This is a genomic window from Aeromonas sp. FDAARGOS 1407, assembly GCF_019048725.1.
In the GTDB taxonomy this organism is placed as follows: domain Bacteria; phylum Pseudomonadota; class Gammaproteobacteria; order Enterobacterales; family Aeromonadaceae; genus Aeromonas; species Aeromonas enteropelogenes.
The window spans coordinates 521,479-545,154 of sequence record NZ_CP077399.1 but is presented as its reverse complement, the minus strand read 5'-3'; the positions used below and the strand labels follow the sequence as shown (position 1 = coordinate 545,154).

Sequence of the window (23,676 nt, the reverse complement as noted above, 5' to 3'; positions counted from 1 at the left end):
CTTATCCTCCTTGCGGGTGAATAGCTATTCATTTCCTTATATTACTGTTTTTAAATGAATTATTGTTAATGTGAAGGCGATTTTTTGCATCAACACGGGAACTGCAGGGCATAAAAACGTTTTTTTATTTTATTTGTCTGCGTAATATTTCACTTGCAAGGACAAACACGGCGGCCCGTCTGCCGTGTGGATGAAGGCAACACAGGGTGACCGGTCGACTGCATTCGCTGCAATCGACACTGACTTCGGATGGGTAGCGGACTCTGGGGAAGTGGGGCAAGGCATCCGGCGTGGCCGGACTCCAATATGGAACATGCTATTTGCGAGGGGGTGACATGGAAATGTCACCCCACTTTTTTTGGGGGGCCGTTTTTCCTCTTGGGTCACCTTTGCCGCCATGGTCTATGCCGGACAAAAAACAAGGCCGCATCACGCGGCCCTGTCTGGGATCAAGCAGGCTGTGGTGCCAGGCGTCGGCGTTGCAGCCAGACGATGACCCCGAACAGCAAGAAACCCGGGAGCCACATCAGCTCCTTGCGCCAGCGATCGGTCGGAGCCTTGACGGCGAGGATCTCCTGGTCAAACTCCAGCCCCATGCCGGCGGCAGGGCTGCCGAAGGCCACGTTGTCGATCAGGGTCTTGCCATCCTGTTCATAGAGGCTCAGGCCCAGATTGGCCAGACGCTCTTCACCGTTCGCACCATCGGGCACGGCAACCAGCAGGGTGAACTTGCGGGGTTTGCCCACCGCATCTTCCCCCTGAACCCGCAGCCGCAGGGTGCTCTCCACCTCCAGTTCACCCATGGTCTGGGCCAGCTGGGCGGGCGGCGTCTCGCGATAGGGATCGTGCACCATGTCCATCCAGAAGCCGGGGCGGAACAGGGTAAAGGCGACCAGCAGCAACAACACGCTCTCGTACCAGCGGCTCTTCACCAGGAAGTAGCCCTGGGTTGCGGCGGCGAAGATCAGCATGGCGATGGTGGCCACGATGAAGATCATCACCCCGTGGGCAAAGTCCACGTCGATCAGCAGCAGATCCGTGTTGAAGATGAACAGGAACGGCAGTGCAGCGGTACGCAGGCTGTAGTAGAACGCCGTGATACCGGTCTTGATGGGATCACCCTTGGAGACGGCGGCCGCGGCGAACGAAGCCAACCCCACCGGCGGGGTCACGTCCGCCATGATGCCGAAATAGAACACGAACAGGTGCACGGCGATGAGCGGCACAATGAGGCCGTTCTGCTGCCCCAGGGTGACCACCACGGGCGCCAGCAGGCTGGAGACCACAATGTAGTTGGCGGTGGTGGGCAGCCCCATGCCGAGGATGAGGCTGAGCAGGGCAGTCAGCAGCAGCATCAGCAGCAGATTGCCCATGGAGAGCATCTCCACCAGATCGGCCAGCACCAGGCCAACCCCGGTCTGGGAGACTGCACCGACTATGATGCCGGCAGTGGCAGTGGCGATACCGATGCCGATCATGTTGCGGGCACCGGCCACCAGACCTTCGCGCAGGTCGATGACGCCGTCGCGTACGGTGCCGTAGTCATGTTTGCCGTCGGTGCGCAGCCAGTTGAGCAGCGGACGCTGGGTCAGCAGGATGATGACCAGCATGACGGTGCCCCAGAAGGCGGACAGGCCGGGGGAGAGGCGCTCGATCATCAGACACCATACCAGAACCACCACCGGCAACAGGAAGTGCAGGCCGGAGAGCAGCACGGTGCGGGTGTCGGGCAGCTCGGTGAGCGGCTTGTCGGGATCTTCGGCTGCCAGCGGTTCATTGCTGGCGGCGATCTTCAGCAGGCCCACATAGGTGGCGGCCAGCAGCAGGGAGATCCCCGGCAGGGCATAGTCGCCCAAGGCCGGCTTGAGCCAGCCCAGACCGTAGTAGACCGCCATCGACAGCCCGCTGATGAGGGCGGCGCCGAAGGCAAAGCCGGTCAGGCGACGCAGCCAGGGCTTGGGCTGATGGCCACCGATGGGTTGCATGCCGAGCTTGAGCGCTTCCAGATGGACGATGTAGAGCAGGGCGATGTAGGAGATGGCCGCCGGCAGGAAGGCGTGCTTGATGATCTCCACATAGGGAATGCCGACGTACTCCACCATCAGGAAGGCCGCAGCCCCCATCACGGGCGGCATGATCTGGCCGTTGACCGAGGAGGCCACTTCCACCGCCCCGGCTTTCTCGGAGCTGAAACCCACCTTTTTCATCATGGGGATGGTGAAGGTGCCCGTGGTGACCACGTTGGCGATAGAGGAGCCGGAGATGAGACCCGTGAGGCCGGAGGCGACCACCGCCGCCTTGGCCGGGCCGCCACGCAGGTGGCCGAGCAGGCTGAAGGCGAGCTGGATGAAGTAGTGACCGGCGCCGGCCCGCTCGAGCAGGGCGCCAAACAGCACGAACAGGAACACGAAGCTGGTGGAGACCCCGAGGGCGATGCCGAACACCCCTTCGGTGGTGATCCACTGGTGATTGGCCAGCGCGGTAAAGCTGACCCCGCGGTGTGCCAGCAGCCCCGGCATCCAGGGGCCGGCCAGGCTGTAGACCAGGAAGACGATGGCGATCACCGCCAGGGCCGGGCCGAGGGCGCGGCGTGCCGCTTCCAGCAGCAGGGGAATGCCGATGCAGGCGGTGACCAGATCCGAGGTGGTCAGGTTGCCGGGGCGCTGGGCCAGCGCCTCGTACATCACGAACAGATAGGATGCGGCACCGGCGGCGATCAGCCCCAGCGCGATATCGCTGAGAGGGACTCGATCCCGCGGGGAGGAGCGAAACGCGGGAAACACCAGATAGGCCAGCAACAGGGCGAAGGTGAGATGAATGGCGCGCGTTTCGGTGTCATTGAGTACGCCAACCCCAAAAATGAAGGGGAGCGGCGAGGCGATCCAGAGCTGGAACAGGGACCAGGCCAGTGCCAGGGCGGTAATGAGCCAGCCCATGGCTCCCAGCGGCAGGCGGGCGCCTACATCCTGGGCGATCAGTTCCTCGGTAGAGAGTTGTTTGTCTTGCATAGGGTCAACTTGTGCCATCGAGTACAACAAAAACGACACCCGCCGCCGCAAACCGCGCAGCCAACGGGTGTCGAAGGAGTGACAAAGGCCCTGGGGCCTTCAATCAGATCCAGCCGCGCTCTTTGTAGTAGCGAGCAGCGCCTTCATGCAGCGGAGCGGAGAGCCCCACCTTGATCATGTCGGCTTCCTTCAGGTCGGCGAAGGCCGGATGCAGGCGCTTGAAGCGGTCCAGGTTGTCAAACACGGATTTGACCAGCTGGTAGACCACTTCCGGATCGGTTTTGGCGCTGGTGGAGAGCACCGCCTTGCCACCGATGGACGGGGTTGGCTTGTCGCTGCCCTTGTAGAGGCCACCCGGGATCTCGGCCTTGGTGTAGTAGCTCTTCTCGGCCAGCAGCTTGTCGATGTCAGCGCCGGTGACCGGTACCAGAACCGCATCCGTGGTGGTGGAGGCTTCCTGGATGGCACCGTTCGGGTGACCGACGAAGTAGCTCATGGCGTCGATGTTGTTGTCACCCAGCGCGGAAGCCTGCTCGGCCGGTTTCAGCTCGGAGACCAGACCGAAGTCGCTCTTCTTCCAGCCCTTGACCGCCATGATCTCTTCCATGGTGTCACGCTGGCCGGAGCCCGGGTTGCCGATGTTGACGCGCTTGCCTTTCAGATCGTCGAAGCCGGCGATCTTGGCGTCCTTGCGGGCTAGGATGGTGAACACTTCGCTCTGCAGGGAGAAGACGGCACGGATGTCGTCCATGGCACCTTCGGCCTGGAACGGGGGCAGCCCCTTCATCGCCTTGTACTGGTGGTCGGACTGCATGATGCCGAAGTTGAATTCGCCACTGCGAATGCCGTTGACGTTGGCAACACCGCCGCCGCTGGCCGGGGCGTTGCACTTGATCTCATGCTCGGTGGAACCACGATTGAGGAAGCGGCAGATAGACTGACCTGCCACATAATAGACGCCGGTTTGACCGCCGGTGCCGATGGTCACGAAGCGCTCCTGCGCCTGTACCGGACCACCAAATGATACGCCGACCAGAGCAGCCGACAGTGCGCACGCCAAGGATAATCCTTTCATTTTTTCTCCCTTTTTCTTGGATTTGGTTTACCCGATCCGCGGGTAAATTGATGGTAAGCCCGTTCTGCGCCGGGTTTGCCATTGTTTCATGTGTGCTGCATGACAAGGGCGGGATCCTGGGTGCCCTTGCCTGCGGTCATCGCGTCCTGCGGTGACTGTCGTGGCGTCCTGCCACCGGGGGTATTTGGCCAATAGCAGGCCGGATAAAAAGTTGTAAGCACTCCGATTAAGCACATTTTGCCAACATAAATCAAACTAAATGGCAAACTAACGGAGTTAAATCTCGAGAAACATGACCGCGATCATTCATTTCCCTGTTGCAGATTAAGGGGAGTCGACGCGAAATGGAAGAGAGAAAAAGAGAGTCTGGATTCTTTTGTAGCCCTTGCGTGGCAAGGGCTACCGTGCAATGGACTCAGGGGGCCGGGTTGGCCAGATCCAGAATAAAGGCGTACTCCAGGGCGATATCCTCATAGGCCTTGAAGCGGCCGGACTTGCCGCCGTGGCCGGCATCCATGTCGGTATTCAGCAACAACTTGTTATCATCCGTCTTCAGCTCCCGCAGCTTGGCAACCCACTTGGCAGGCTCCCAATATTGCACCTGGGAGTCATGCAGCCCGGTGGTGACCAGCAGATTGGGGTAGGCCTGGGCCTTGACCTGATCGTAGGGGCTGTAGGACTTCATGTAGTCGTAGTAGCGCTTCTGGTTCGGGTTGCCCCACTCGTCGTACTCGCCAGTGGTGAGGGGGATGGACTCGTCCAGCATGGTGGTGACCACGTCGACGAACGGCACCTGGGCCACCACGCCCCGATAGAGCTGGGGCGCCTGATTGATGACAGCCCCCATCAGCAGGCCGCCGGCGCTGCCGCCCATGGCATAGACCTGATCTTTGGCGCCATAACCCTGTGCCACCAGCGCCTCGGTGACGTCGATGAAGTCGTTGAAGGTATTCTGTTTTTTCAACAGCTTGCCATCTTCGTACCAGTGGCGGCCCAGCTCCTCACCGCCACGGATGTGGGCGATGGCGTAGACGAAGCCCCGATCCAGCAGGCTCAGGCGGGAGCTGCTGAAGTCGGGATCCATGCTGGCGCCATAGGAGCCGTAGCCATAGACCAGCAGCGGGTTGTGGCCGTTTTTCTTGAACATGTCCTTGCGATAGACCAGCGAGACCGGCACGGCCACGCCGTCCCGGGCGGTCACCCAGAGTCGCTCGCTGGCGTACTGCTCCGCCTTGAAGCCCGCCACCGGCTGCTGCTTGAGCAGGGTGCGCTTGCCGCTGGCCATGTCGAGCTCATAGGTGGATGAGGGCGTGGTCATGGAGGAGTAGCCATAGCGCAGTGCACTGGTTTCCGGCTCCGGGTTGTAGGCGAGCCAGGTGACATAGGCCGGATCGTCGAAAGCGATCTCTTTCTGCTCGCCGCTCTGCCAGTTGATCTGGCGCAGCCGGGTCAGCCCCTGGTTGCGCTCTTCCACCACCAGCCAGTCCCGGAACAGGGCGTAGCTCTCCAGCAGCACGTCGGGATTGGGGGCGATCACCGGCTTCCAGCGCTCGACCGGGCTCTCTTTGGTCTCGTACAGGCCGAAGTTCTTGCCGTCCTTGTTGGAGCGCACATAGAAGCGGCCACGGTAGTGATCCAGGGTGTATTCGTGATCTACCTTGCGCGGCAGGAACAGACGGGGTGCCTGCTCCGGCACGTTGGCGTCGATGAGGCGCGCCTCGCCGGTGGTGGTGCTGGAGAGATTGATGACGATGAAGTCTTCCGAGGTAGTGGCGTAGAGGCTGACGTAGAAGGTGTCGTCCTTCTCCTCATAGACCAGCTGATCCTTGGCCGGATCCGTGCCCAGGGTGTGGCGATAGACCTGATAGGGCAGCAATGTCTTGGGGTGCTTGCGCACGTAGAACACCGTTTTGCTGTCGTTGGCCCACACCAGGTTGCCCGAGGTGTTCTCCAGGGTATCTGCGGCCCACTTGCCGCTCTCCAGATCGAGGAACTGGATTCGGTACTGGCGGCGGGAGAGGTAATCCTCCGCCACCGCCAGCCAGCGGTTGTTGCGGCTCACTTCCAGCGCCCCAAGGGCGTAAAATTCGTGTCCTTCGGCCCGCTGGTTGCTGTCGAGCAGCAGCTTGGACTCCTGCTCTCCCTGCTTGGTACGGGAGTAGATGCCGTACTCCTTGCCCGGCTCGTAACGGGTCTGGTAGCGGTAGCCGTTCTTCACGTAGGGGACGGATTCGTCTTGCTGGGGAATACGGGCCACCATCTCCTTGTAGAGGGTTTCACGCAGCGCCTTGGTCGGCTTGAGCATGGCCTCGGTGTAGGCATTTTCGGCCTTGAGGTAGGCCAGCACCTCGGGATCCTGACGATTGTCATCGCGCAGCCAGTAGTAGTTGTCGACCCGGGTATCCCCGTGTTTCTTCAGCGTATGCGGGTGTTTGGCGGCAACGGGGGGTTGGACAGGGATTTCGCTTCTCGGCATGGCAGACTCTTGGTTGGCATAGGAACAGGGAACGGCTGTCAGACAGGCTAGCAGCAGTATCCCTCGAGAAAAGGGGAACATGTCGCATCCTTTGCGCGTTAACAGGGTTGGCGAACCGGCGTATCGGCTCCTTGAACTGGCCAACAATCTGCCCCTTGTCGCCGGTGGTTGCAAGCAGTCCCTTGTTATCGCAGGAAAAACCATCAAAAAAGGCCGCTATCTCGCGATAGCGGCCTCTTCTCTGGCCATGAGCGACAAGGGTCCGCTCAGGTGTGCCTCACATGATGGGGGAGTGCCGATTCATGGCCAGTATCCGTCAGCCGGGATAGCTCGACCAGACTCTGGTCGTGCCCTCGTTACTGATGCTCAGCACCTGGTAGGGTTGGCCCGGAATGTCCATGCCGGGTGCGCTCTGTGGCATACCCGGAATGGTCAGGCCGCGGATCGCCGGCTTCTCTTTGAGCAGCTTCTTCACATCGGCGGCGGGCACGTGTCCCTCGATCACATAGCCGTTGACCACCCCGGTGTGGCAGGAGGCCAGTTGCGGGGCGATGCCGTATTTCTGCTTGACCGGTTCAAGCTGCTCGGTTTCGATGACCTCGAGTTCGAAGCCATTCTCTTCCATGTGCTTGTTCCAGGCCTGGCAGCAGCCGCAATATTTGGATTTGTAGACGGTCATCTTCTCGGCCGCGAGAGCGGAAAAGCTGACAGTGCCGGCCAGCAGGGCCAGCAGCAGGGATTTGTACATAACTCACCTCAGATTGAATAAAACATGCCCAAAAACGGGGATTTTGACTCAAGTCCGGGTGCGGGGAGGGCGCTCCAGCCGTTCCGCCGGAGCGTCCGGCATGAACAGGGAAGGGGGGAGGAAATCCGGGGTATCGGGTTCCAGCATGGCCACCGTCAGGCTGTCATTGCCGAGCACCGTCATGGAGAGCGCCGAAGTAAAGCTGCCGCACGGCATGGCTTTCTCCAGGGTGCGCTCGCTCTGGCTGCAGTGGCTGCTCAGGGTACAGAGGTCGGTCGCGGCCCGGCTGCCAAACGACATCAATACCAGCACCAGACTCCACAGGGGGAGCCAGCGACGGGCATGAGCGAGTTGGCGACGAGTGAGAACCATGGAACGACTCTGACGAAATTGGGGCGTTATGGTAACCCTGTGCCAGGGGGGAGGGTCAAGCCCTCCCCGTCGTTCCGGTCAGGCTGGATTAAGGTTGCTGACGAGTTGCCGCCAGCACGATTTCACGTACGCAGACGCTGGCAGGCTGGTTCCAGGCATAGAGCACAGCCTCGGCGATCACCTCGGGCGCGATCACGCCACCCATCTGCTCTTTCCAGTCGTGGTAACCGGCCTTGATGCTCTCGTCCGTGGTGTGGCTGAGCAGCTCGGTCTCCACTGCCCCCGGGGCGATAGTCACCATCCGCACCCCCAGATCGGCCACCTCTTCCCGGATGTTTTCGGTCAGGGCGTGAACCGCGAACTTGGTGGCGCAATAGGCGGCATGGTTCGGGAAGGTCTTGCGACCGGCGATGGAGCTGATGTTGATGATGGTGCCGCTGCGGCGTGCCTTCATCCCGGCCAGCACCCCATGGATGCCGTTCAGCACGCCCATTACGTTGATGTTGAGCATCTGCTGCCATTCGGCGGGATCCTGCACGTCGGCCTGACCCAGCAACATGACGCCGGCATTGTTGACCAGGCAGCCCACCGGGCCGAATTTCGCCTCGGCCTGCTGTATGGCCGCCTTCATGGCGTTTGTATCGGTGACGTCGACGCCGATGCAGAGCGTATCGGGCAAGCCCAGGGCCTGCATGGGCTCGACCCGGCGGGCCAGCAGCAGTAGCGGGTGGCCGGCGGCGGAGAAGGCGCGGGCAATGGCGGCACCGATCCCGGCGGAGGCACCGGTGATCACGACGAGGGACTTGGACATGATGTTTCCTTCTGATTCGATGGTCGGTTTGGGCAAACAGACGGCTGGCCAGCACGCAGTGGAGTCACTATAGTCTCCGCATCCATCAGTGATAAATATTGTTTTCCGCTGGTTATCATCTGAAAAAACTATGGTTGGGCTTATGCTGGATCTGAGATTGCTGCGTTTCTTCATCGCCATCTATGAAGAGAAGAACATCACTGCGGCGGCGGAGCGTTGCCACGTCAGCCAGCCCTCCCTCTCGGCGGGGCTGCGCCAGCTGGAAGAGGTGCTCGGTGACAGCCTCTTTATCCGGGGCAAGAAGGGGGTGGAGGCGAAGGAGCCTGCCCACTATCTCTATCCCCACGCGGTCAAGCTGGTGGAGGAGGCGCGCCGTCTGCCCGAGCTGTTTCGCCAGAAAGCGACGCGGGCGAGACTCAATATTGCCATCATGCCGGATCTGAGCCGGCGCCGGGTGGCGGCTCTGCTGCAGCGGGTGCAGGGGGTATTGCCGGAGCTGGATCTCACCCTCTCCGACCAGGATAGCCCCGCCGATTGTCGTCTGACCCTGGATGCCCTGCGCCGGGAAGACGAGATCTTCCTGCCGCTGTGGGAAGAGGATTATGTACTGTGCGTACCCACCGGCCACCCGCTGGCCAGCCGTCCGCGCATCGAGCTGGCAGAGCTGCAACACCATGATTTTATTGAGTGCCCCCCCTGCGAGGCTCATCAGCAGACCATAGGCTTGCTGGCCTGTGACCGGCTCACCCTCAACCTGGTGGCCAAGGCCGAGAGCAAGGGGCTGGTGATGTCGTTGGTGCTGGCGGGGGTGGGGATCAGTTTTCTGCCCGATGGCCTGGTGGAGGATGAACCCGGGTTGCAGACCTTGCCGGTGAATGGGCCGCGGATGTTTCGCCGGATTGGGCTCTGTTATCCTGCCCACCAGACCCTGAACCCAGCGCTGCGTGAACTGATCCCCGAGTTGGCAGGGTATGGCGCTTCCTGATAAGGTCGCTTTCCCATGCATCTTCAGGATGCACCTTGTCGTCGTGCCCCTTTTTATCGATCGCGCCATGCGCAGTGAGGCTTCTTTCCCGGTGGGCTTGTCATGAAACGCATTCTGGTCATTTTTTCACATCCGGCCCTGCAGAGTTCCAGGGCCAACAAGCAGTTGCTGCAGGCCATCGACGGTCTGGAAGGCGTGACCCTGCACGACCTCTATCACCACTATCCCGACATGTTCATCAATGTGAAACGGGAGCAGGCACTGCTGTCGGAGCACGACATCATCGTCTTCCAGCACCCCTTCTACTGGTACTCCTGCCCGGCCATCATGAAGGAGTGGATGGATCTGGTGCTGGAGTATGGCTACGCCTACGGCCCCGAGGCTCACGCCCTCAAGGGCAAGCAGTGGCTCAGCGCCATCACCACGGGCGGTGCCCCCGAATCCTACTGCAGCGAGGGCTACAACAGCCGTCCTCTGCTCGATTTCCTGCTGCCCTTCCAGCAGACCGCCACCCTGTGCGGCATGCACTGGCTGCCCCCCTTCGTACTCCACTCTTTTCACAAGATCCGGGATCCGGAGGCGTTGCGTCGCTGCGGCCAGGATTATCGTCAGCTCTTGTGCGCCCTGCGCGATGAGCAGCTGACCCCAGAGCAGCTGGCCGGGCGGCCCTATCTGCGGGATCTGCTGGAGGAGCTCTCATGACAGGTATGCGATCCGGTCGTTGCCCCGGCATGCCCTCCCCGGGATCTGCCATCGCGTGGAGGAGCCGCTGATGGGACATGGTTTGCTGTTTGATGCCTTCATCTATCTCTCGGCGGCGGTGATCGCCGTGCCGCTGGCCAAGCGCTGGGGGTTGGGATCCGTGCTCGGCTACTTGCTGGCGGGGATCATCATAGGCCCCTTCCTGCTGGGGTTGGTGGGTGAGCAAAAAGACGTGATGCACTTCGCCGAGTTTGGCGTAGTGCTGATGTTGTTTCTGGTCGGGCTGGAGCTGCGCCCGGCCCTCTTGTGGCAGCTGAAGGGGCCGATCCTCGGCACCGGTGGCCTGCAGGTGCTGCTCACCACCGGCGCCCTGACCGGCGTGGCTTATCTTATCGGTCTGCCGCTGCAGCAGGGGCTGGCTATTGGTCTCATACTGGCGCTCTCTTCCACCGCCATCGTGCTGCAGAGCCTGCAGGAGCGAAAACTGATGCAGAGCGAGAGCGGCCGCTCTGCTTTTGCCGTATTGCTGTTCCAGGATATCGCCGTCATTCCCATCCTGGCGATTTTGCCGCTGCTGGCCATCGCGCCCGTAGCCAGCAACGGTAGCACCGAGCTGGCCGGTTGGCAGCATGGCCTGCTGGTAGTGGCCGCTATCTCCGGCATAGTGCTGGGTGGCCACTACCTGATGCGGCCGGTATTTCGCGCCATCGCCCAGTCCCATATGCGGGAGATCTTCGTCGCCGCGGCCCTGTTGCTGGTGATCGCCATCGCCGTGCTGATGGAGTCGGTGGGGCTTTCGCCTGCGCTGGGCTCCTTCCTCGCCGGCGTAGTATTGGCGGACAGCGAATATCGCCACGAGCTGGAGGCGGATATTGAGCCCTTCAAAGGCTTGCTGCTTGGCCTCTTCTTCATGTCGGTGGGAGCGGGGATCGACTTCGGTCTGTTTGCCGAACACCCCTTCCTGATCCCGACCCTGGTGATCGGGCTGATGGTGCTCAAATGGCTGGTGCTGATGGCCCTTGGTTTCGCCATCCGCATCTCGCCGGGTCAGCGCTGGACCTTCGCGCTGGCACTGGCCCAGGGCGGGGAATTTGCCTTCGTGTTGTTTTCGTTCGCGGCTCAGAACAGGGTACTGCCCGGTGACACCATCTCATTGCTGACCCTGGTGGTGGCGCTCTCCATGGCACTGACTCCGCTGCTGTTGATCCTCAACGATCGGGTGATCCAGCCCTGGTTCGACTATCGCAATCAGGGGGATGTGCCGCAACACGAGCAGCCCGAGCTGGTGGAGCACCCGGTGATCATCGCGGGCTTCGGCCGCTTCGGCCAGATAGTGGGGCGCCTGCTGCACGGCCACGGCATAGGCACCACCATCCTCGAGCAGGATGCCAGCCAGATCGAGATGCTGCGAAAATATGGCTATCAGGTCTTCTATGGCGACGCCAGCCGGATCGATTTGCTCCATGCCGCCGGCGCCCACAAGGCGAAGCTGCTGGTGCTCTCCATCAACGATACCGCCACCTCGCTGGCGGTGATCGAGATGGCCAGGAAACACTTCCCGCACCTCAAGATCCTCGCCCGGGCCCAGGATCGTCCCCATGCCCACGAGATCCTGCGCCACGGGGTCGACAGCGTCTATCGGGAGACCCTGGGCTCTGCGGTGGATCTGGGGGTGGAAGCTCTGACCCAGCTCGGCTTTCGGGCCAACCAGGCCTGGCGGGCGGGGCAGACCTTCAAGCAGCATGACAACTGGTTGCTGCGGGAGCAGGTGAACTACCTGGATGATGAACACACCTATATCAACAAGAGCCTGCAATACCGGGAGATCCTCTCCGATCTGTTGCAAGACGACGAGGAGGGGCAGGAGCGCATCCATGCCCACAACTGGAACAGCGGGCTACCCAACGACGACAAGGAAGCAAGATGATTGCCTATTACCCCATGCTCAAACACCTGCACATGACGCTGGCGCTGGTCAGCCTGCTGCTGTTCCTCTACCGCTGGGGCCTGGCCCTGGCGGGCAGTGCGCGGCTGCAACAGAAGTGGCTCAAGGTGCTGCCCCATATCAACGACACTTTTCTGCTGCTGTTCGGGGTGTTGCTGGCGGTTGCCCTGCAGATGAGCCCGGGCCAGCAACCCTGGCTGATGGCCAAGCTGGTGGCGCTGGTGGTCTACATCGGGCTCGGTGTCATGGCGCTCAAACGGCCGGCGCAGGGCCAGAAGCTGGTGGCCGGTGTCGCCGCCCTGGCGGTATTTGGTTATATGGTCGGTGCCGCCATCACCAAGTCCCCCTGGTCCTGGCTGTTTTGATCGGAGAAATGGAGGGGAGGCAGGCTTCCTCTCCATGTAATCTGCTTTAAAAATCGATAATTTCTCTCTTTTATCCTTCCTGCGACCTTGTTCGTGACATGTCAAATTTATCTTTTTTATTATCAAAAAAGCCTCAATTGCCACCTTTCTGGTTTATTTTTTTCTTATAAATCATGTCGATAAGTCTGACTGTATGAAAATGGAGACAGTTGTCTCGGCAAAACTTGCGTCATAGACTGTCGCAGGTCACGACTAGCATTCAGTCAACACTAACCCAGTGAAGGCATGCACCATGAGTAAGAAGCTGTTACGACAACTGACCTTGGCGCGTTGCATCCCGCACCGCCCTTACAAGCTGACCGCCAGCCAACTCCAGGTAAAACTGGAAGAGGAAGGCATTCATGTCAGTCTGCGTACCGTGCAACGGGACCTGGAAGAGATGTCCGGCATGGGGCTGTTCGACCTCACTTCGGACGAGCGCAGCAAGCCCCATGGCTGGTGCTTTGAGCGCCACGGGCTTAACGATTTTGCCAATATCATGCCGCTCTCCTTGGCGGTGGCTCTGAAAACCTGGAGTGATCAGGCGAGCCAACTGTTGCCGGCGAGCGTGCTGACCGAACTGAACCCGCTGGTCGACAAGGCCAGCCAGGTGATCCGCGACAGCCAGAGTGAACTGGCCGAGCGCTGGCTCGAGAGCGTGCACCAGTCGCCGCGTCCGTTTGCCGGCAACCCGGAGATCCGTCGCAGCACCCTGATCCGCGACGCCCTGTGGCGTGGCCGCAAGTTCAGCGCCGAGATCCAGCGGGTGATCAAAGAGCGAACCGTGTGGCTCTGCTATGACCGCATCAATCCGCTCGGGATCCTCAACCAGCCGGAAGGACCGGTTCTGCTCTGCACTCTGTCCGAGCTGGATCCCAAGGTGTATGGCATCCCGTTCGATCACATCAAGAGCGTGGAGCTGACCAATTTCAGCGCGACCCAGCCAAAGGATTTCAATATCCAGAAGCTGATCCGCGATCAGGGCTATCAGGATGTGAGCGGTCCGATCCGCTTCGTCGGCCGCATCGACGCCAACAGCCAGTCGCTGGTGGATAACCAGATCCCCGGCAACAACCCCCGCATGACGCGTTATGACAAGCGCAGCGTGGTGGTCGAGACCGAGGTGCAGGATACCCCCGAGTTTCGCAGCTGGCTGAACAACATTGGTGGCGAGCTGGAAGTGCTGGCGCCGGAATCCTTGCGCAAGGCCTACCTCAACCCGTCCAACCGGGTGAGTTGATGGTACAAGGCTGATAACAGCAAACGGATAGCATGATAAAGAGTCGAGCTTGGTCTCGACTCTTTTTTTTTGTCTCTTTTTTGAGCATATTTATTCAACAAATTTTTAAGCTTTATTCGCTGGATTGAACCGTTTTCGCGGGCCGTTTCGGGGCGGGGAAACCATGTAAGAGATTTGCCATAGGGTGTGTGCGACGCTAGCGCTTTAAGCCGTACGCGAAGCCATGCCAGAAAAGGTGACCTTTCTAGTGAAACTAACTAATTGCTTGTTTTCAAAAGAATAGTTTTTAAAGTTGTTTTTTGTCATCTATATGGCAGCGGATATTTCTCCACGAATGGCCCTTGCTCGGAGAGTCCATTGCCTTAGTATGGGTCTCACAAGGACGAAGCTGGTTCCGCAGGATGCAGAGCAGCGAATACAGATGGAATAGTCCACAGGATGTGGGCAAGGACACCTCAGGATGGGCACGATAGTCAGGATGATTATCGTCACGGATGAACAGGGAACACCGCGGGATGCGGCAGGACACTCTCGGGACGAGAGCAGAACGAACTGGATATCGTTCTTCAGGATGAACAGGACCTCGCGGGATGCGAGAAGGACGCTTCAGGACGAAGCGAGATAACCCGGATGGTTATCGGTCAGGAAGACGCAAGGACCCCCACAGGACGTGGTAATGGACACCTCCAGGATGGAGACAGTGAAGCGGTTCAGGATGAATTGCCAAGCCAGGAAGGCTGCTGGACACGCCAATGGATTGGAAAGGGGATATTCCAAGGGATTAGGATAACGTCAGGGATTGCAGGGAGCATTGCAGTTCTAGGGACAGGACGACATGACTCTAGGGGACGGCCACCGCCGTCCCCTTTTCTTTTATTGCTTGTCCGGATTGTTTGCGCGTTGGGCTGCTTCAACGATCCCTTGCAGGCGCTGGCGAATGTCTACCATGCCAAAGACGCCGAAGATGAGCACACCGATGAACTCACCCCGGGTCACCTCAAAGTAGCGTTTGCAGGCTGCCTTGATCATGCTGGCTTGCACCCAGTGCAGCAGGGCGACTATCACGCCACAGACCGGCAAAAAGCCGTTCAGTTTGCCTGGCAGGGGCAGGATCAGGCTCATCAGTACGCCGAACCAGAAGAACAGAATGAGCCCCATCGCCAACAGATTAAATATCCGCTTCATCGTTTACCTCCCGCACATAGAGTTGATAGCAGACCTGACCGGCCTGCTTGTCCTTGAGTAATTGCCAGCTGGCAGGCAGTGGAAGATCTGCCATCTCCTTCTCCCGCTCCAGATAGATGAGGGCATCCGGAGCCAGCCAGCCTCGCTGCTCCAGCAGATCGCACACCTGGGGCAGCAGCTCGCGGCGAAAGGGGGGATCGAGGAACACCAGATCGAACGGGGTAGCCGGGCCTTGCAGCCAGTTCACCGCATCGGCCTGGATCACCTGGCCCTGGTTGCTGCCGAGGGTGGTCAGGTTCTGTCTGATCTGCTCGGCGGCGCCCCTGTCCATCTCGATCAGGGTGACCTGTTCGGCGTAGCGCGACAGCGCTTCCAGACCCAGACCGCCGCTGCCAGCGAACAGATCGAGGCAGCGGGTACCGCGGATGTGGGGGGCCAGCCAATTGAAGATGGTCTCCTTGACGCGATCCGTGGTGGGCCTGAGCCCTTCTACATCCCTGACCGGCAATTTACGGCCGCGCCACTGGCCGCTGATGATTCTTACAAAGCCCGATTTTCCTTGCTGGGCTGGGCGTTTATTGGGGTTGCTACGGCTGGATTTCACTCTGGGCATCGCGTTTCATCGTCAGAAAATAAAGTGGTAGTATAAGGCAGTTCATTTTTATGCCGGCCCTCCCGGGACGGCTATCTTAGCAGTCAGCCAACGATGTGAGTATTTTTTAGATGGCAAAAGGTTTGTTTTCCTGGCTGGGTTTCGGCCGCAAGAAAGAAGAGGCTGAGGCTGTCCAACCACAGACACCGCAAGCCACCCCTGTTACCGCTGAACCTGAGGTTCCTGCTACCCCAGCCGCTGACACAGTGCCGGCTGTCTCTCCCGAGGTGTCCGCCAGCGAGCCGTCCTCTGCCGGGCATGATGAATGCTGCCAACCCGCCGAACCCGATGCCAAAGGGCCGTTGGTGGTGGAGGAGTGCGCCTCCGATCTGGAACCGGTGATCGTCAATGAATCACTGATGACAGATGAAGCCCGGGCGGCCGAAGAGGCCCGCATCGCCGCCGAGGCGAAGGCCGCAGAAGAAGCCCGTATCGCCGCCGAAGCGAAGGTTTTGGAAGGGGCGCGTATCGCCGCTGAAGCGAAAGCCGCGGAAGAGGCCCGCATCGCCGCCGAAGCGAAGGCAGCGGAAGAGGCTCGCATCGCCGCGGAGGCACAGGCAGCGGAAGAGGCCCGCATCGCCGCCGAAGCGAAAGCCGCGGAAGAGGCCCGTATCGCCGCCGAGGCAAAGGCTGCGGAAGAGGCGCGCATCGCTGCCGAAGCGAAGGCGGCAGAAGAGGCGCGTATCGCCGCCGAAGCACAGGCAGCGGAAGAAGCCCGCATTGCCGCCGAGGCGAAGGCTGCAGAAGAGGCGCGTATCGCCGCTGAGGCACAGGCAGCGGAAGAGGCCCGTATCGCCGCCGAGGCAAAGGCAGTGGAAGAGGCCCGCATTGCCGCCGAAGCACAGGTAGCGGAAGAAGCGCGTATTGCCGCTGAGACTGAAGCCGCCGCGCTGGCAGCCTTGCCACTGGCCGCAGCCGTAGAGGATGACACCCAGGAAAAACCGCAGCGCGAAGGCTTCTTTGCCCGTCTCAAGCGCAGCCTGGTGCGCACCAAGGAGAACATTGGTTCCGGCTTCTTCGGCCTGTTCCGTGGCAAGAAGATCGATGATGATCTGTTTGAAGAGCTGGAGACTCAGCTGCTGACCGCCGATCTTGGCGTGGATACCACGACTCGTATCATCGAAGGACTGGTGCAGCATGCGGATCGCAAGCAGTTGAAGGATGCCGAGGCGCTCTACGGTCTGCTCAAGCAGGACATGGGCGCCATGCTGGCCAAGGTCGAGCAGCCGCTGGTGATCGATACCGGCAAGAAGCCCTACGTCATCCTGATGGTTGGCGTGAACGGGGTGGGCAAAACCACTACCATCGGCAAACTGGCCAAGCAGTTCCAGGCCGAGGGCAAGAGCGTCATGCTGGCCGCCGGTGATACCTTCCGGGCCGCTGCCGTCGAGCAGCTGCAGGTGTGGGGTCAGCGCAACAATATCCCGGTGATCGCCCAGCATACCGGTGCCGATTCTGCCTCCGTCATCTTTGATGCCATCGAGGCCGCCCGCTCCCGTGGTGCCGACGTGTTGATCGCCGATACTGCCGGTCGCCTGCAAAACAAGAGCAACCTGATGGAAGAGCTCAAGAAGGTGGTGCGGGTGATGAAGAAGCTCGACGAGGAGGCGCCTCACGAGATCATGCTGACCCTGGACGCAGGCACCGGCCAGAATGCCCTGAGCCAGGCCAAGCTGTTCAGCGAGGCGGTAGGCCTGACCGGCATCACCCTCACCAAGCTCGATGGCACCGCCAAGGGGGGCGTTATCTTCGCGGTGGCGGACAAGTTCCAGATCCCGATCCGCTATATCGGGGTCGGCGAGGGGATTGACGACCTGCGTCCCTTCGTGGCCAACGATTTTATCGAGGCGCTCTTTAGTCGCGATGAGTAACCGCAGCATGCCCCGGCCCAGGTCGGGGCTTGTCAATGTCAGGGAACCGTTATGATTCGTTTTGACAAGGTCAGCAAGGTATACAGCGGCGGTCATCAGGCGCTGCAGAAGGTCAGCTTTCACCTGCGCAAGGGGGAGATGGCTTTCCTGACCGGGCACTCGGGAGCGGGCAAGAGCACTCTCCTGAAACTGATCAGTGTGATGGAGCGACCGACCGATGGTCGCGTTTTCTTTCATGGCGATGACGTCAGCCATATCCAGCGCAGCCAGATCCCCTATGTTCGCCGCCAGATCGGCATGATCTTCCAGGATCATCGCCTGCTGATGGACAGAACCGTGTTCGACAACGTGGCCCTGCCGCTGGTGATCGATGGCTACAGCCACGCCGATATCAACAAGCGGGTCGCTGCAGCCCTCGACAAGGTGGGGTTGCTCGGCAAGGAGCGTTACCAGCCGCGCATGCTCTCTGGTGGTGAGCAGCAGCGGGTGGGGATCGCCCGCGCCATCGTCAACAAGCCGCCGCTGCTGCTGGCGGACGAGCCGACCGGCAACCTGGATCCCCAGCTCTCCATGGACATCATGCGGTTGTTCGAGGAGTTCAACCGCTTCGGGGTGTCGGTGTTGATTGCCACTCACGATCTCGGCCTCATCGCCCGCATGCGTTACCGTACCCTGACCCTCAAGGCGGGTCGCATGTATTCGCAAGGGGAGGAGCTCTGATATGGCCATCGTTTGTCATAAACAGCCGCCACTGCGCCGCCTGATGATGGTCATGTGGATGGATCACATCGCCGATATTCGACATGGGGGAGAGTGCTGATGGCTATCGTTCGTCATAAACAGCCACCGCTGCGCCGCCTGATGATGGTCATGTGGATGGATCACATTGCCGATACTCGACATGGGGGAGAGTGCTGATGGCTATCGTTCGTCATAAACAGCCACCGCTGCGCCGCCTGATGATGTATGGCGTGGATCATGTGCGCCAGGCTTTCGCCAGCCTGGGGGAGCTGTGGCGCAATCCGCTCGCCTCCCTGATGACGCTGGCAGTGCTGGGGGTCAGCCTGGCGCTGCCTTCCTGCTTCCACGTGCTGCTGAAAAACGCCGAGATCGTAGAGGGAAGCTGGCAGAACAGCTCCCAGATCTCCCTCTATTTGCGCAAGGACCTGCCGGAGCAGAGCATCCTTGATCTGCAGCAGCGGATCCTGCTCTATCCCGAGGTGGACTCGGTGACCTATCTGAGCCGGGATGATGCACTCAGGGAGTTTCGCGAGATCTCCGGTTTCGGCGATGCGCTTGATTACCTCGACAGCAATCCGCTGCCGCCGGTGCTGAGTGTGATCCCGGATCCCCGCTGGCAGAATCCGGAAGGGGCCGCCGAGCTACTCGGCAAGCTCAACAACGAAAACGGGGTGGAGCAGGGCAAGCTGGATCTGCAGTGGCTGACCCGGCTGCAGGGGATCATGAACCTGCTGCGCCACACCATCACCGGCATCGCCGTGCTGCTGCTCTCCGCCGTGCTGCTGATCGTCGGCAACACCCTGCGCCTCAATATCCTCAACCAGCGATCCGAGATCGAGGTGCTCAAGCTGGTGGGGGCGACCGACTCCTTTATTCATCGTCCCTTCCTTTATACCGGCATCTGGTTCGGCGTCATTGGCGGCATGCTGGCCTGGTGGCTGACCGAGGTGATGGTGATCTGGAGCGAAGGGGTGGTGAAGGAGCTGGCGGGGCTTTACAACAGCAACTTCCGGCTGGTGGGAATGGGGGCGTTTGACGGTTTCAACCTCATACTGCTCGGGGCCTTGCTGGGGCTGATCGCCTCCTGGTTCTCGGTTCATCGCCACATTCGCGACATAGAACCGTCCTGATTAATTTATCATCAAAGTAAATCACTGGATTTTGCGAACTGGATCAAGTAAAAAAGTGGCCTTTTCTGGCTCGGACCGCATTGTCAGAGTATTCTGGGTAATAATGATCCCCGGGATCTTCGCGGGATCCAGTGAACCTTCTGCACTATAAACGGTCTATCAAGCTGAAGTATTTATACGGGTATGGCCCCTATGCCTTGCTCGTCTGACTTGGCAAGCATGTGAAGGTTGCGAGCTCCGCAACAATGGACTTAGCATGCTACTTTTCGGGGGTCCTTGATTGTGACCCCCTTTTTTTGACTGTTCATTCATGATTCATCCTGCCGGCCTAAGATAACCCAGTCTGAAACTGGGTTTGATGTATGATGCAAGCCGCAGAATGACGTCCGGTCAGTAGACAGACCCTCTCAGGGTGTTAGACTGATTTGATTGAAAAGTAAGAGGTAACAGATGGGAACTTCATTGCAGCGCACTATGGCTTTGATTCCGCAAGGTAGTCTGGAAGGCTATATCCAGGCAGTTAACTCGATTCCGGTGCTGAGCGCAGAGGAAGAGCGTGAGCTGGCTGAGCGTTTGCAGCAGGATGGCGATCTCGAGGCTGCTCGTCAGCTGGTTATGTCGCACCTGCGTTTTGTCGTTCACGTGGCCAAGAGTTATGCCGGTTACGGCCTGCCCCAGGCTGACCTGGTTCAGGAAGGCAATATCGGTCTGATGAAAGCGGTCAAGCGCTTCGACCCGAGCGTGGGTGTGCGTCTGGTCTCCTTCGCCGTGCACTGGATCAAGGCCGAAATTCACGAATATGTTTTGCGCAACTGGCGCATGGTCAAGGTGGCTACCACCAAGGCCCAGCGCAAGCTCTTCTTCAACCTGCGCAAGTCCAAGAAGCGTCTGGGCTGGCTGAACCGCGAAGAGGTTCAGGCCGTGGCCGCCGATCTTGGCGTCTCCGCCAGCGACGTGACCGAGATGGAAGCGCGCATGAGCAACTATGATCAGGCGTTCGATCTGGTCGGCGATGATGACGAAGAGGGTGGCTTCGCCCCCGTCCACTATCTGGAGGACAAATCCTCCGATCTGGCCGCCACCATCGAGAACGACAACTGGGACGATCACGCGACCCGTCGCCTGAGTTCCGCCCTCGCCACTCTGGACGATCGCAGCCAGCACATCATCCGCGCCCGCTGGCTGGACGACGAGAGCAAGACCACGCTGCAGGAGCTGGCCGATACCTACGGCGTCTCCGCCGAGCGCGTGCGTCAGCTCGAGAAGAACGCCCTCAAGAAATTGAAAGATGCCATGGAGGCCTGATGCCTCCGTCATTGAAAACAGGGCCTGATGGCCCTGTTTTTGTATCAGGCCGGATCTGTTGAGGCTTGCCCAGGTTACCCATGGGTGTGTTATGTTGCCGCCACTGCCAAATAATGGAGAGCAGAAGTGAAACTGTTGAACGATCTGTTTACCAATAACCGCGAGTGGGCCGAGCGGATCAAGGCCGAAGATCCCGATTTCTTCGCCACCCTCTCCGCCCAGCAGGCGCCGGAATACCTCTGGATCGGCTGCTCCGACAGCCGGGTGCCGGCGAACCAGCTGATGGGACTGTTGCCGGGGGATGTGTTCGTCCATCGCAACGTCGCCAACCTGGTAGTGCACACCGACTTCAACTGTCTGTCCGTGCTGCAATATGCGGTCGAGGTGCTCAAGGTGAAGCACATCATCGTCTGCGGCCACTACGGCTGTGGTGGCGTCAAGGCGGCGATGCAGAACCAGGAGCTGGGTCTCATCGACAACTGGTTGCGCAACATCAAGGACGTCTACTTCAAATACAGCGAACAGCTCGATGCCATCGACGACGAGCATGAGCGCTTCGACTATCTGTGCGAGCTGAACGTGGCCGAGCAGGTGGCCAACGTCTGCCATACCACCATCATCCAGAACGCCTGGCGCAAGGGTCAGGAGCTGGCGGTACATGGCTGGATCTACGGCATCAAGGACGGTTTGCTGCACGATCTCGATCTCTGCATCAGCGGTCCCGAGCAGATCCCGGACGTCTACCGCGCCTGGCCGGACATGCGTCCGCCGCATCGCCGCCGCTGAGGATCCGACCTTGGCTCCAGCCCTCTACCTGCAGATAAAGCAACACATCCTGGACGGGATCCGCGAACGCCATTATCAGGCGGGAGACAAGATCCCGACCGAGGCGGTCCTGTGCGATCAGTTCGGCGTCAGCCGGATGACGGTCAACAAGGCCCTGCGCGAGCTGACGGCCGAGGGGTGGCTGGTGCGCACCGCGGGATCCGGCAGCTTTGTGGCGGACAGGCGCACCGAGTCGCCACTGCTCGAGATCCGCAACATCGCGGACGAGATCACCGAGCGCGGTGCCCGCCACGGCAGCCGGGTGATCCGGCTGGAGCGGCAGAAGGCGGACGAGAAGGTGGCGGTGCAGCTTGGTCTGCGAGTCGGCGCCCCCATCTTCCACAGCTTGATCGTCCATCAGGCCGACGACGAGCCGCTGCAGCTCGAGGAGCGCTTCGTTGATGCCGAACGCCTGCCGGGCTACGGGGAGCAGGACTTCACCACCCTGACCCCCAACCATTACCTGATGCAGGTCTGCCCCCTCTCCGAGATGGAGCACGTGGTCGAGGCGGTGCAGCCGAGCGCCGGCGAGGCTGCCCTGTTGCAGGTGCGGGTCGATACTCCCTGCCTGCTGCTGCACCGGCGCACCTGGTCGGACGGCGTGCTGGTCTCCTACGCCCGCCTGCTGTCGCCGGGATCCCGCTACAAACTGAGATCCAAGACACGGATCGGATAGAAGTTGTAACACAAAGGTAACTTTTCATTTCCTTCCTGCCATCGGGCGCTATAAATGTATATACATTTTGGCGTCCGGAGGACGCCCGTTCACTCAGGGAGGAAATCATGGAACCGGAACACACTCTCGACTCGACCGCGCGTGGCGGCGCCGGTCTCAAGCTGTTGCTCACCAGCGTGCTCGGCATCGGCGCTTTCTTCGTGCCGTTCGAGCTGGCGGGGCGCAGCACCATACTGGTGGATCACCTGGCTGGCGCCCTGATGGGGCAGCGACCCCTGGCCGTCGGTCTGATCCTGGCGTTGATCGCCTATGGCGCCGCTCGCCCCTTTTTTGACGGCCGCTGGCGTGGCCGCTTCATCGACCGGCTGCTGACCCTGTTCAAGCTGCTCGGTCTTGCGTTGGCGCTGCTCTACGTGACAGGCACGGGGCCCGTCTGGCTGATGACGCCGGATCGTCTGCCCTTCCTGTTTGACAAGCTGGCCCTGTCGGTTGGCCTCATAGTCCCGCTCGGCGCCATGTTGCTTACCTTCCTGCTCGGTTTCGGCCTGCTCGAGTTCATCGGGGTGCTGATGCAGCCGGTGATGCGCCCCCTGTGGCGCACCCCGGGCCACTCGGCCATCGACGCGGTGGCCTCCTTCGTCGGCAGCTACTCGGTGGGCCTGCTCATCACGGATCGGGTGTTTGCCGCCGGCAAGTACTCGGTGCGCGAGGCGGCCATCATCGCCACCGGTTTCTCCACCGTCTCGGCTGCCTTCATGATCATAGTGGCCAAGACGCTCGGCCTGATGGAACACTGGAACTTCTACTTCTGGTCGACCCTGGTCATCACCTTCCTCATCACCGCCATCCTGGCCCGGGTGCCGCCCATCAACCGGCTGGACGACGCGGGGGAGGCCGAGACGCCCCTGCCCGACGGCGTCAATCGCTGGCAGATGGCGCTGGCCACCGGGCTGGCCCAGACCCGCGGTGCTGACCCCATCGGCCGCCAGCTGCTCGACAACCTGCGCGACGGCATCCGGATGGCGGCGGCTGTGGTGCCCACCATCCTCTCGGTGGGGCTGCTTGGCCTGCTGCTCGCCAAGTACACCCCCCTGTTCGACGTCATCGGCTGGCTGCTCTGGCCGCTGACCTGGCTGCTGCAGCTGGGGGAGCCCCTGGAGACGGCGCGGGCCCTCGCCGCCGGCCTGGCCGAGATGTTCCTGCCGGCCATCCTGCTCAAGGAGGCAGATCTGTTGACCCGCTATGTGGCCGCCGTGGTGTCGGTGAGCACTGTATTGTTCTTCTCCGCCTCCATCCCCTGCATCCTGGCCACTCGCATCCCCATCGGAGTGGGGCAGTTGCTGGTCATTTGGTTGCAGCGCACTCTGCTCGGCATCCTGCTGGCTGCGCTGGCCGGCCGACTTGGCCTTGCTCTGGGCTGGATAGGTTAATTGTATATACAAAATAGCACGCTCGTTTTGCCCGCCTTACGCGGGCTTTTTTCTTTTCGGCCCTTGTGTTAAGCCTGTTACAGAAATGTGATGAG

Annotated in this window: 20 protein-coding genes; 12 read left to right on the top strand and 8 right to left on the bottom strand. The window is 60.5% G+C overall.

Annotation, left to right across the window (positions count from 1 at the left end):
• Positions 1-449: 449 nt before the first annotated feature.
• The 6 genes from I6L37_RS02600 to I6L37_RS02575 all read right to left on the bottom strand — a co-directional run bounded on the left by I6L37_RS02600 (position 450) and on the right by I6L37_RS02575 (position 8,490).
• Positions 450-3,008: a TRAP transporter permease gene (locus I6L37_RS02600; RefSeq protein ID WP_216993213.1), complete on the bottom strand. Its 2,559-nt coding sequence runs from the start codon at positions 3,006-3,008 to the stop codon at positions 450-452.
• A 103-nt stretch (positions 3,009-3,111) separates the two neighbouring features.
• Positions 3,112-4,083 carry a TAXI family TRAP transporter solute-binding subunit gene (locus I6L37_RS02595; RefSeq protein ID WP_216993212.1) on the bottom strand — a complete coding sequence of 324 codons (972 nt, stop codon included), beginning with the start codon at positions 4,081-4,083 and terminating at the stop codon, positions 3,112-3,114.
• 415 nt (positions 4,084-4,498) lie between these two features.
• Positions 4,499-6,640: a S9 family peptidase gene (locus tag I6L37_RS02590; protein ID WP_216993211.1), complete on the bottom strand. Its 2,142-nt coding sequence runs from the start codon at positions 6,638-6,640 to the stop codon at positions 4,499-4,501.
• 235 nt (positions 6,641-6,875) lie between these two features.
• The gene (locus I6L37_RS02585; RefSeq protein ID WP_042028986.1) at positions 6,876-7,307 is read right to left on the bottom strand and encodes a DUF411 domain-containing protein; all 432 of its coding nucleotides are present in this window, start codon (positions 7,305-7,307) and stop codon (positions 6,876-6,878) included.
• Positions 7,308-7,355: 48 nt separating this feature from the next.
• Entirely contained in the window at positions 7,356-7,679 is a 324-nt protein-coding gene (locus I6L37_RS02580; protein ID WP_042028987.1) for a hypothetical protein, read from the bottom strand.
• Positions 7,680-7,767: 88 nt separating this feature from the next.
• Entirely contained in the window at positions 7,768-8,490 is a 723-nt protein-coding gene (locus I6L37_RS02575) for an SDR family oxidoreductase (protein ID WP_216993210.1), read from the bottom strand.
• A gap of 142 nt (positions 8,491-8,632) precedes the next feature.
• Between I6L37_RS02575 and I6L37_RS02570 the strand changes: the two genes are divergently transcribed.
• The 5 genes from I6L37_RS02570 to I6L37_RS02550 all read left to right on the top strand — a co-directional run bounded on the left by I6L37_RS02570 (position 8,633) and on the right by I6L37_RS02550 (position 13,766).
• The gene (locus tag I6L37_RS02570; protein ID WP_216993209.1) at positions 8,633-9,475 is read left to right on the top strand and encodes a LysR family transcriptional regulator; all 843 of its coding nucleotides are present in this window, start codon (positions 8,633-8,635) and stop codon (positions 9,473-9,475) included.
• 102 nt (positions 9,476-9,577) lie between these two features.
• Entirely contained in the window at positions 9,578-10,177 is a 600-nt protein-coding gene (locus I6L37_RS02565) for an NAD(P)H-dependent oxidoreductase (protein ID WP_201942654.1), read from the top strand.
• Between the two features lie 70 nt (positions 10,178-10,247).
• A complete protein-coding gene (locus I6L37_RS02560) occupies positions 10,248-12,104 on the top strand; it encodes a monovalent cation:proton antiporter-2 (CPA2) family protein (protein ID WP_216993208.1) in 1,857 nt (618 codons plus the stop codon).
• Complete coding sequence (locus I6L37_RS02555; protein ID WP_042028995.1) at positions 12,101-12,487, top strand: SirB2 family protein; 387 nt, start codon at positions 12,101-12,103, stop codon at positions 12,485-12,487. Before I6L37_RS02560 ends, I6L37_RS02555 begins: the two co-directional genes overlap by 4 nt.
• A gap of 292 nt (positions 12,488-12,779) precedes the next feature.
• Positions 12,780-13,766, top strand: coding sequence for a YafY family protein (locus I6L37_RS02550; protein WP_026456656.1), 987 nt, complete (start codon positions 12,780-12,782; stop codon positions 13,764-13,766).
• 873 nt (positions 13,767-14,639) lie between these two features.
• On the opposite strand, the gene I6L37_RS02545 is transcribed toward I6L37_RS02550, so the two are convergent.
• Together I6L37_RS02545 and rsmD are read right to left on the bottom strand one after the other, a co-directional pair.
• Positions 14,640-14,951, bottom strand: coding sequence for a DUF1145 domain-containing protein (locus I6L37_RS02545; RefSeq protein ID WP_042028997.1), 312 nt, complete (start codon positions 14,949-14,951; stop codon positions 14,640-14,642).
• Positions 14,935-15,564, bottom strand: a complete 630-nt coding sequence (gene rsmD, locus I6L37_RS02540) for a 16S rRNA (guanine(966)-N(2))-methyltransferase RsmD (protein ID WP_216993207.1) — start codon at positions 15,562-15,564, stop codon at positions 14,935-14,937. Before rsmD ends, I6L37_RS02545 begins: the two co-directional genes overlap by 17 nt.
• Before the next feature lie 110 nt (positions 15,565-15,674).
• On the opposite strand from rsmD, the gene ftsY reads away from it, so the two are divergent.
• The 7 genes from ftsY (at position 15,675) to I6L37_RS02505 (ending at position 23,581) form a co-directional block, all read left to right on the top strand.
• Positions 15,675-17,474, top strand: a complete 1,800-nt coding sequence (gene ftsY, locus I6L37_RS02535; protein ID WP_216993206.1) for a signal recognition particle-docking protein FtsY — start codon at positions 15,675-15,677, stop codon at positions 17,472-17,474.
• Positions 17,475-17,525: 51 nt separating this feature from the next.
• Positions 17,526-18,194, top strand: coding sequence for a cell division ATP-binding protein FtsE (ftsE, locus tag I6L37_RS02530; protein ID WP_026457129.1), 669 nt, complete (start codon positions 17,526-17,528; stop codon positions 18,192-18,194).
• Between the two features lie 197 nt (positions 18,195-18,391).
• The gene (gene ftsX / locus I6L37_RS02525; protein ID WP_026457130.1) at positions 18,392-19,345 is read left to right on the top strand and encodes a permease-like cell division protein FtsX; all 954 of its coding nucleotides are present in this window, start codon (positions 18,392-18,394) and stop codon (positions 19,343-19,345) included.
• A gap of 450 nt (positions 19,346-19,795) precedes the next feature.
• The gene (gene rpoH, locus I6L37_RS02520) at positions 19,796-20,650 is read left to right on the top strand and encodes an RNA polymerase sigma factor RpoH (RefSeq protein ID WP_216993205.1); all 855 of its coding nucleotides are present in this window, start codon (positions 19,796-19,798) and stop codon (positions 20,648-20,650) included.
• A 126-nt stretch (positions 20,651-20,776) separates the two neighbouring features.
• Positions 20,777-21,436 (top strand): carbonate dehydratase, encoded by a 660-nt coding sequence (gene can / locus I6L37_RS02515; RefSeq protein ID WP_026457132.1) that lies wholly within the window; start codon positions 20,777-20,779, stop codon positions 21,434-21,436.
• A gap of 10 nt (positions 21,437-21,446) precedes the next feature.
• Positions 21,447-22,151 (top strand): histidine utilization repressor, encoded by a 705-nt coding sequence (gene hutC, locus I6L37_RS02510; RefSeq protein WP_201942643.1) that lies wholly within the window; start codon positions 21,447-21,449, stop codon positions 22,149-22,151.
• A 107-nt stretch (positions 22,152-22,258) separates the two neighbouring features.
• The gene (locus tag I6L37_RS02505) at positions 22,259-23,581 is read left to right on the top strand and encodes a YjiH family protein (protein ID WP_216993204.1); all 1,323 of its coding nucleotides are present in this window, start codon (positions 22,259-22,261) and stop codon (positions 23,579-23,581) included.
• Positions 23,582-23,676 lie beyond the last annotated feature (95 nt).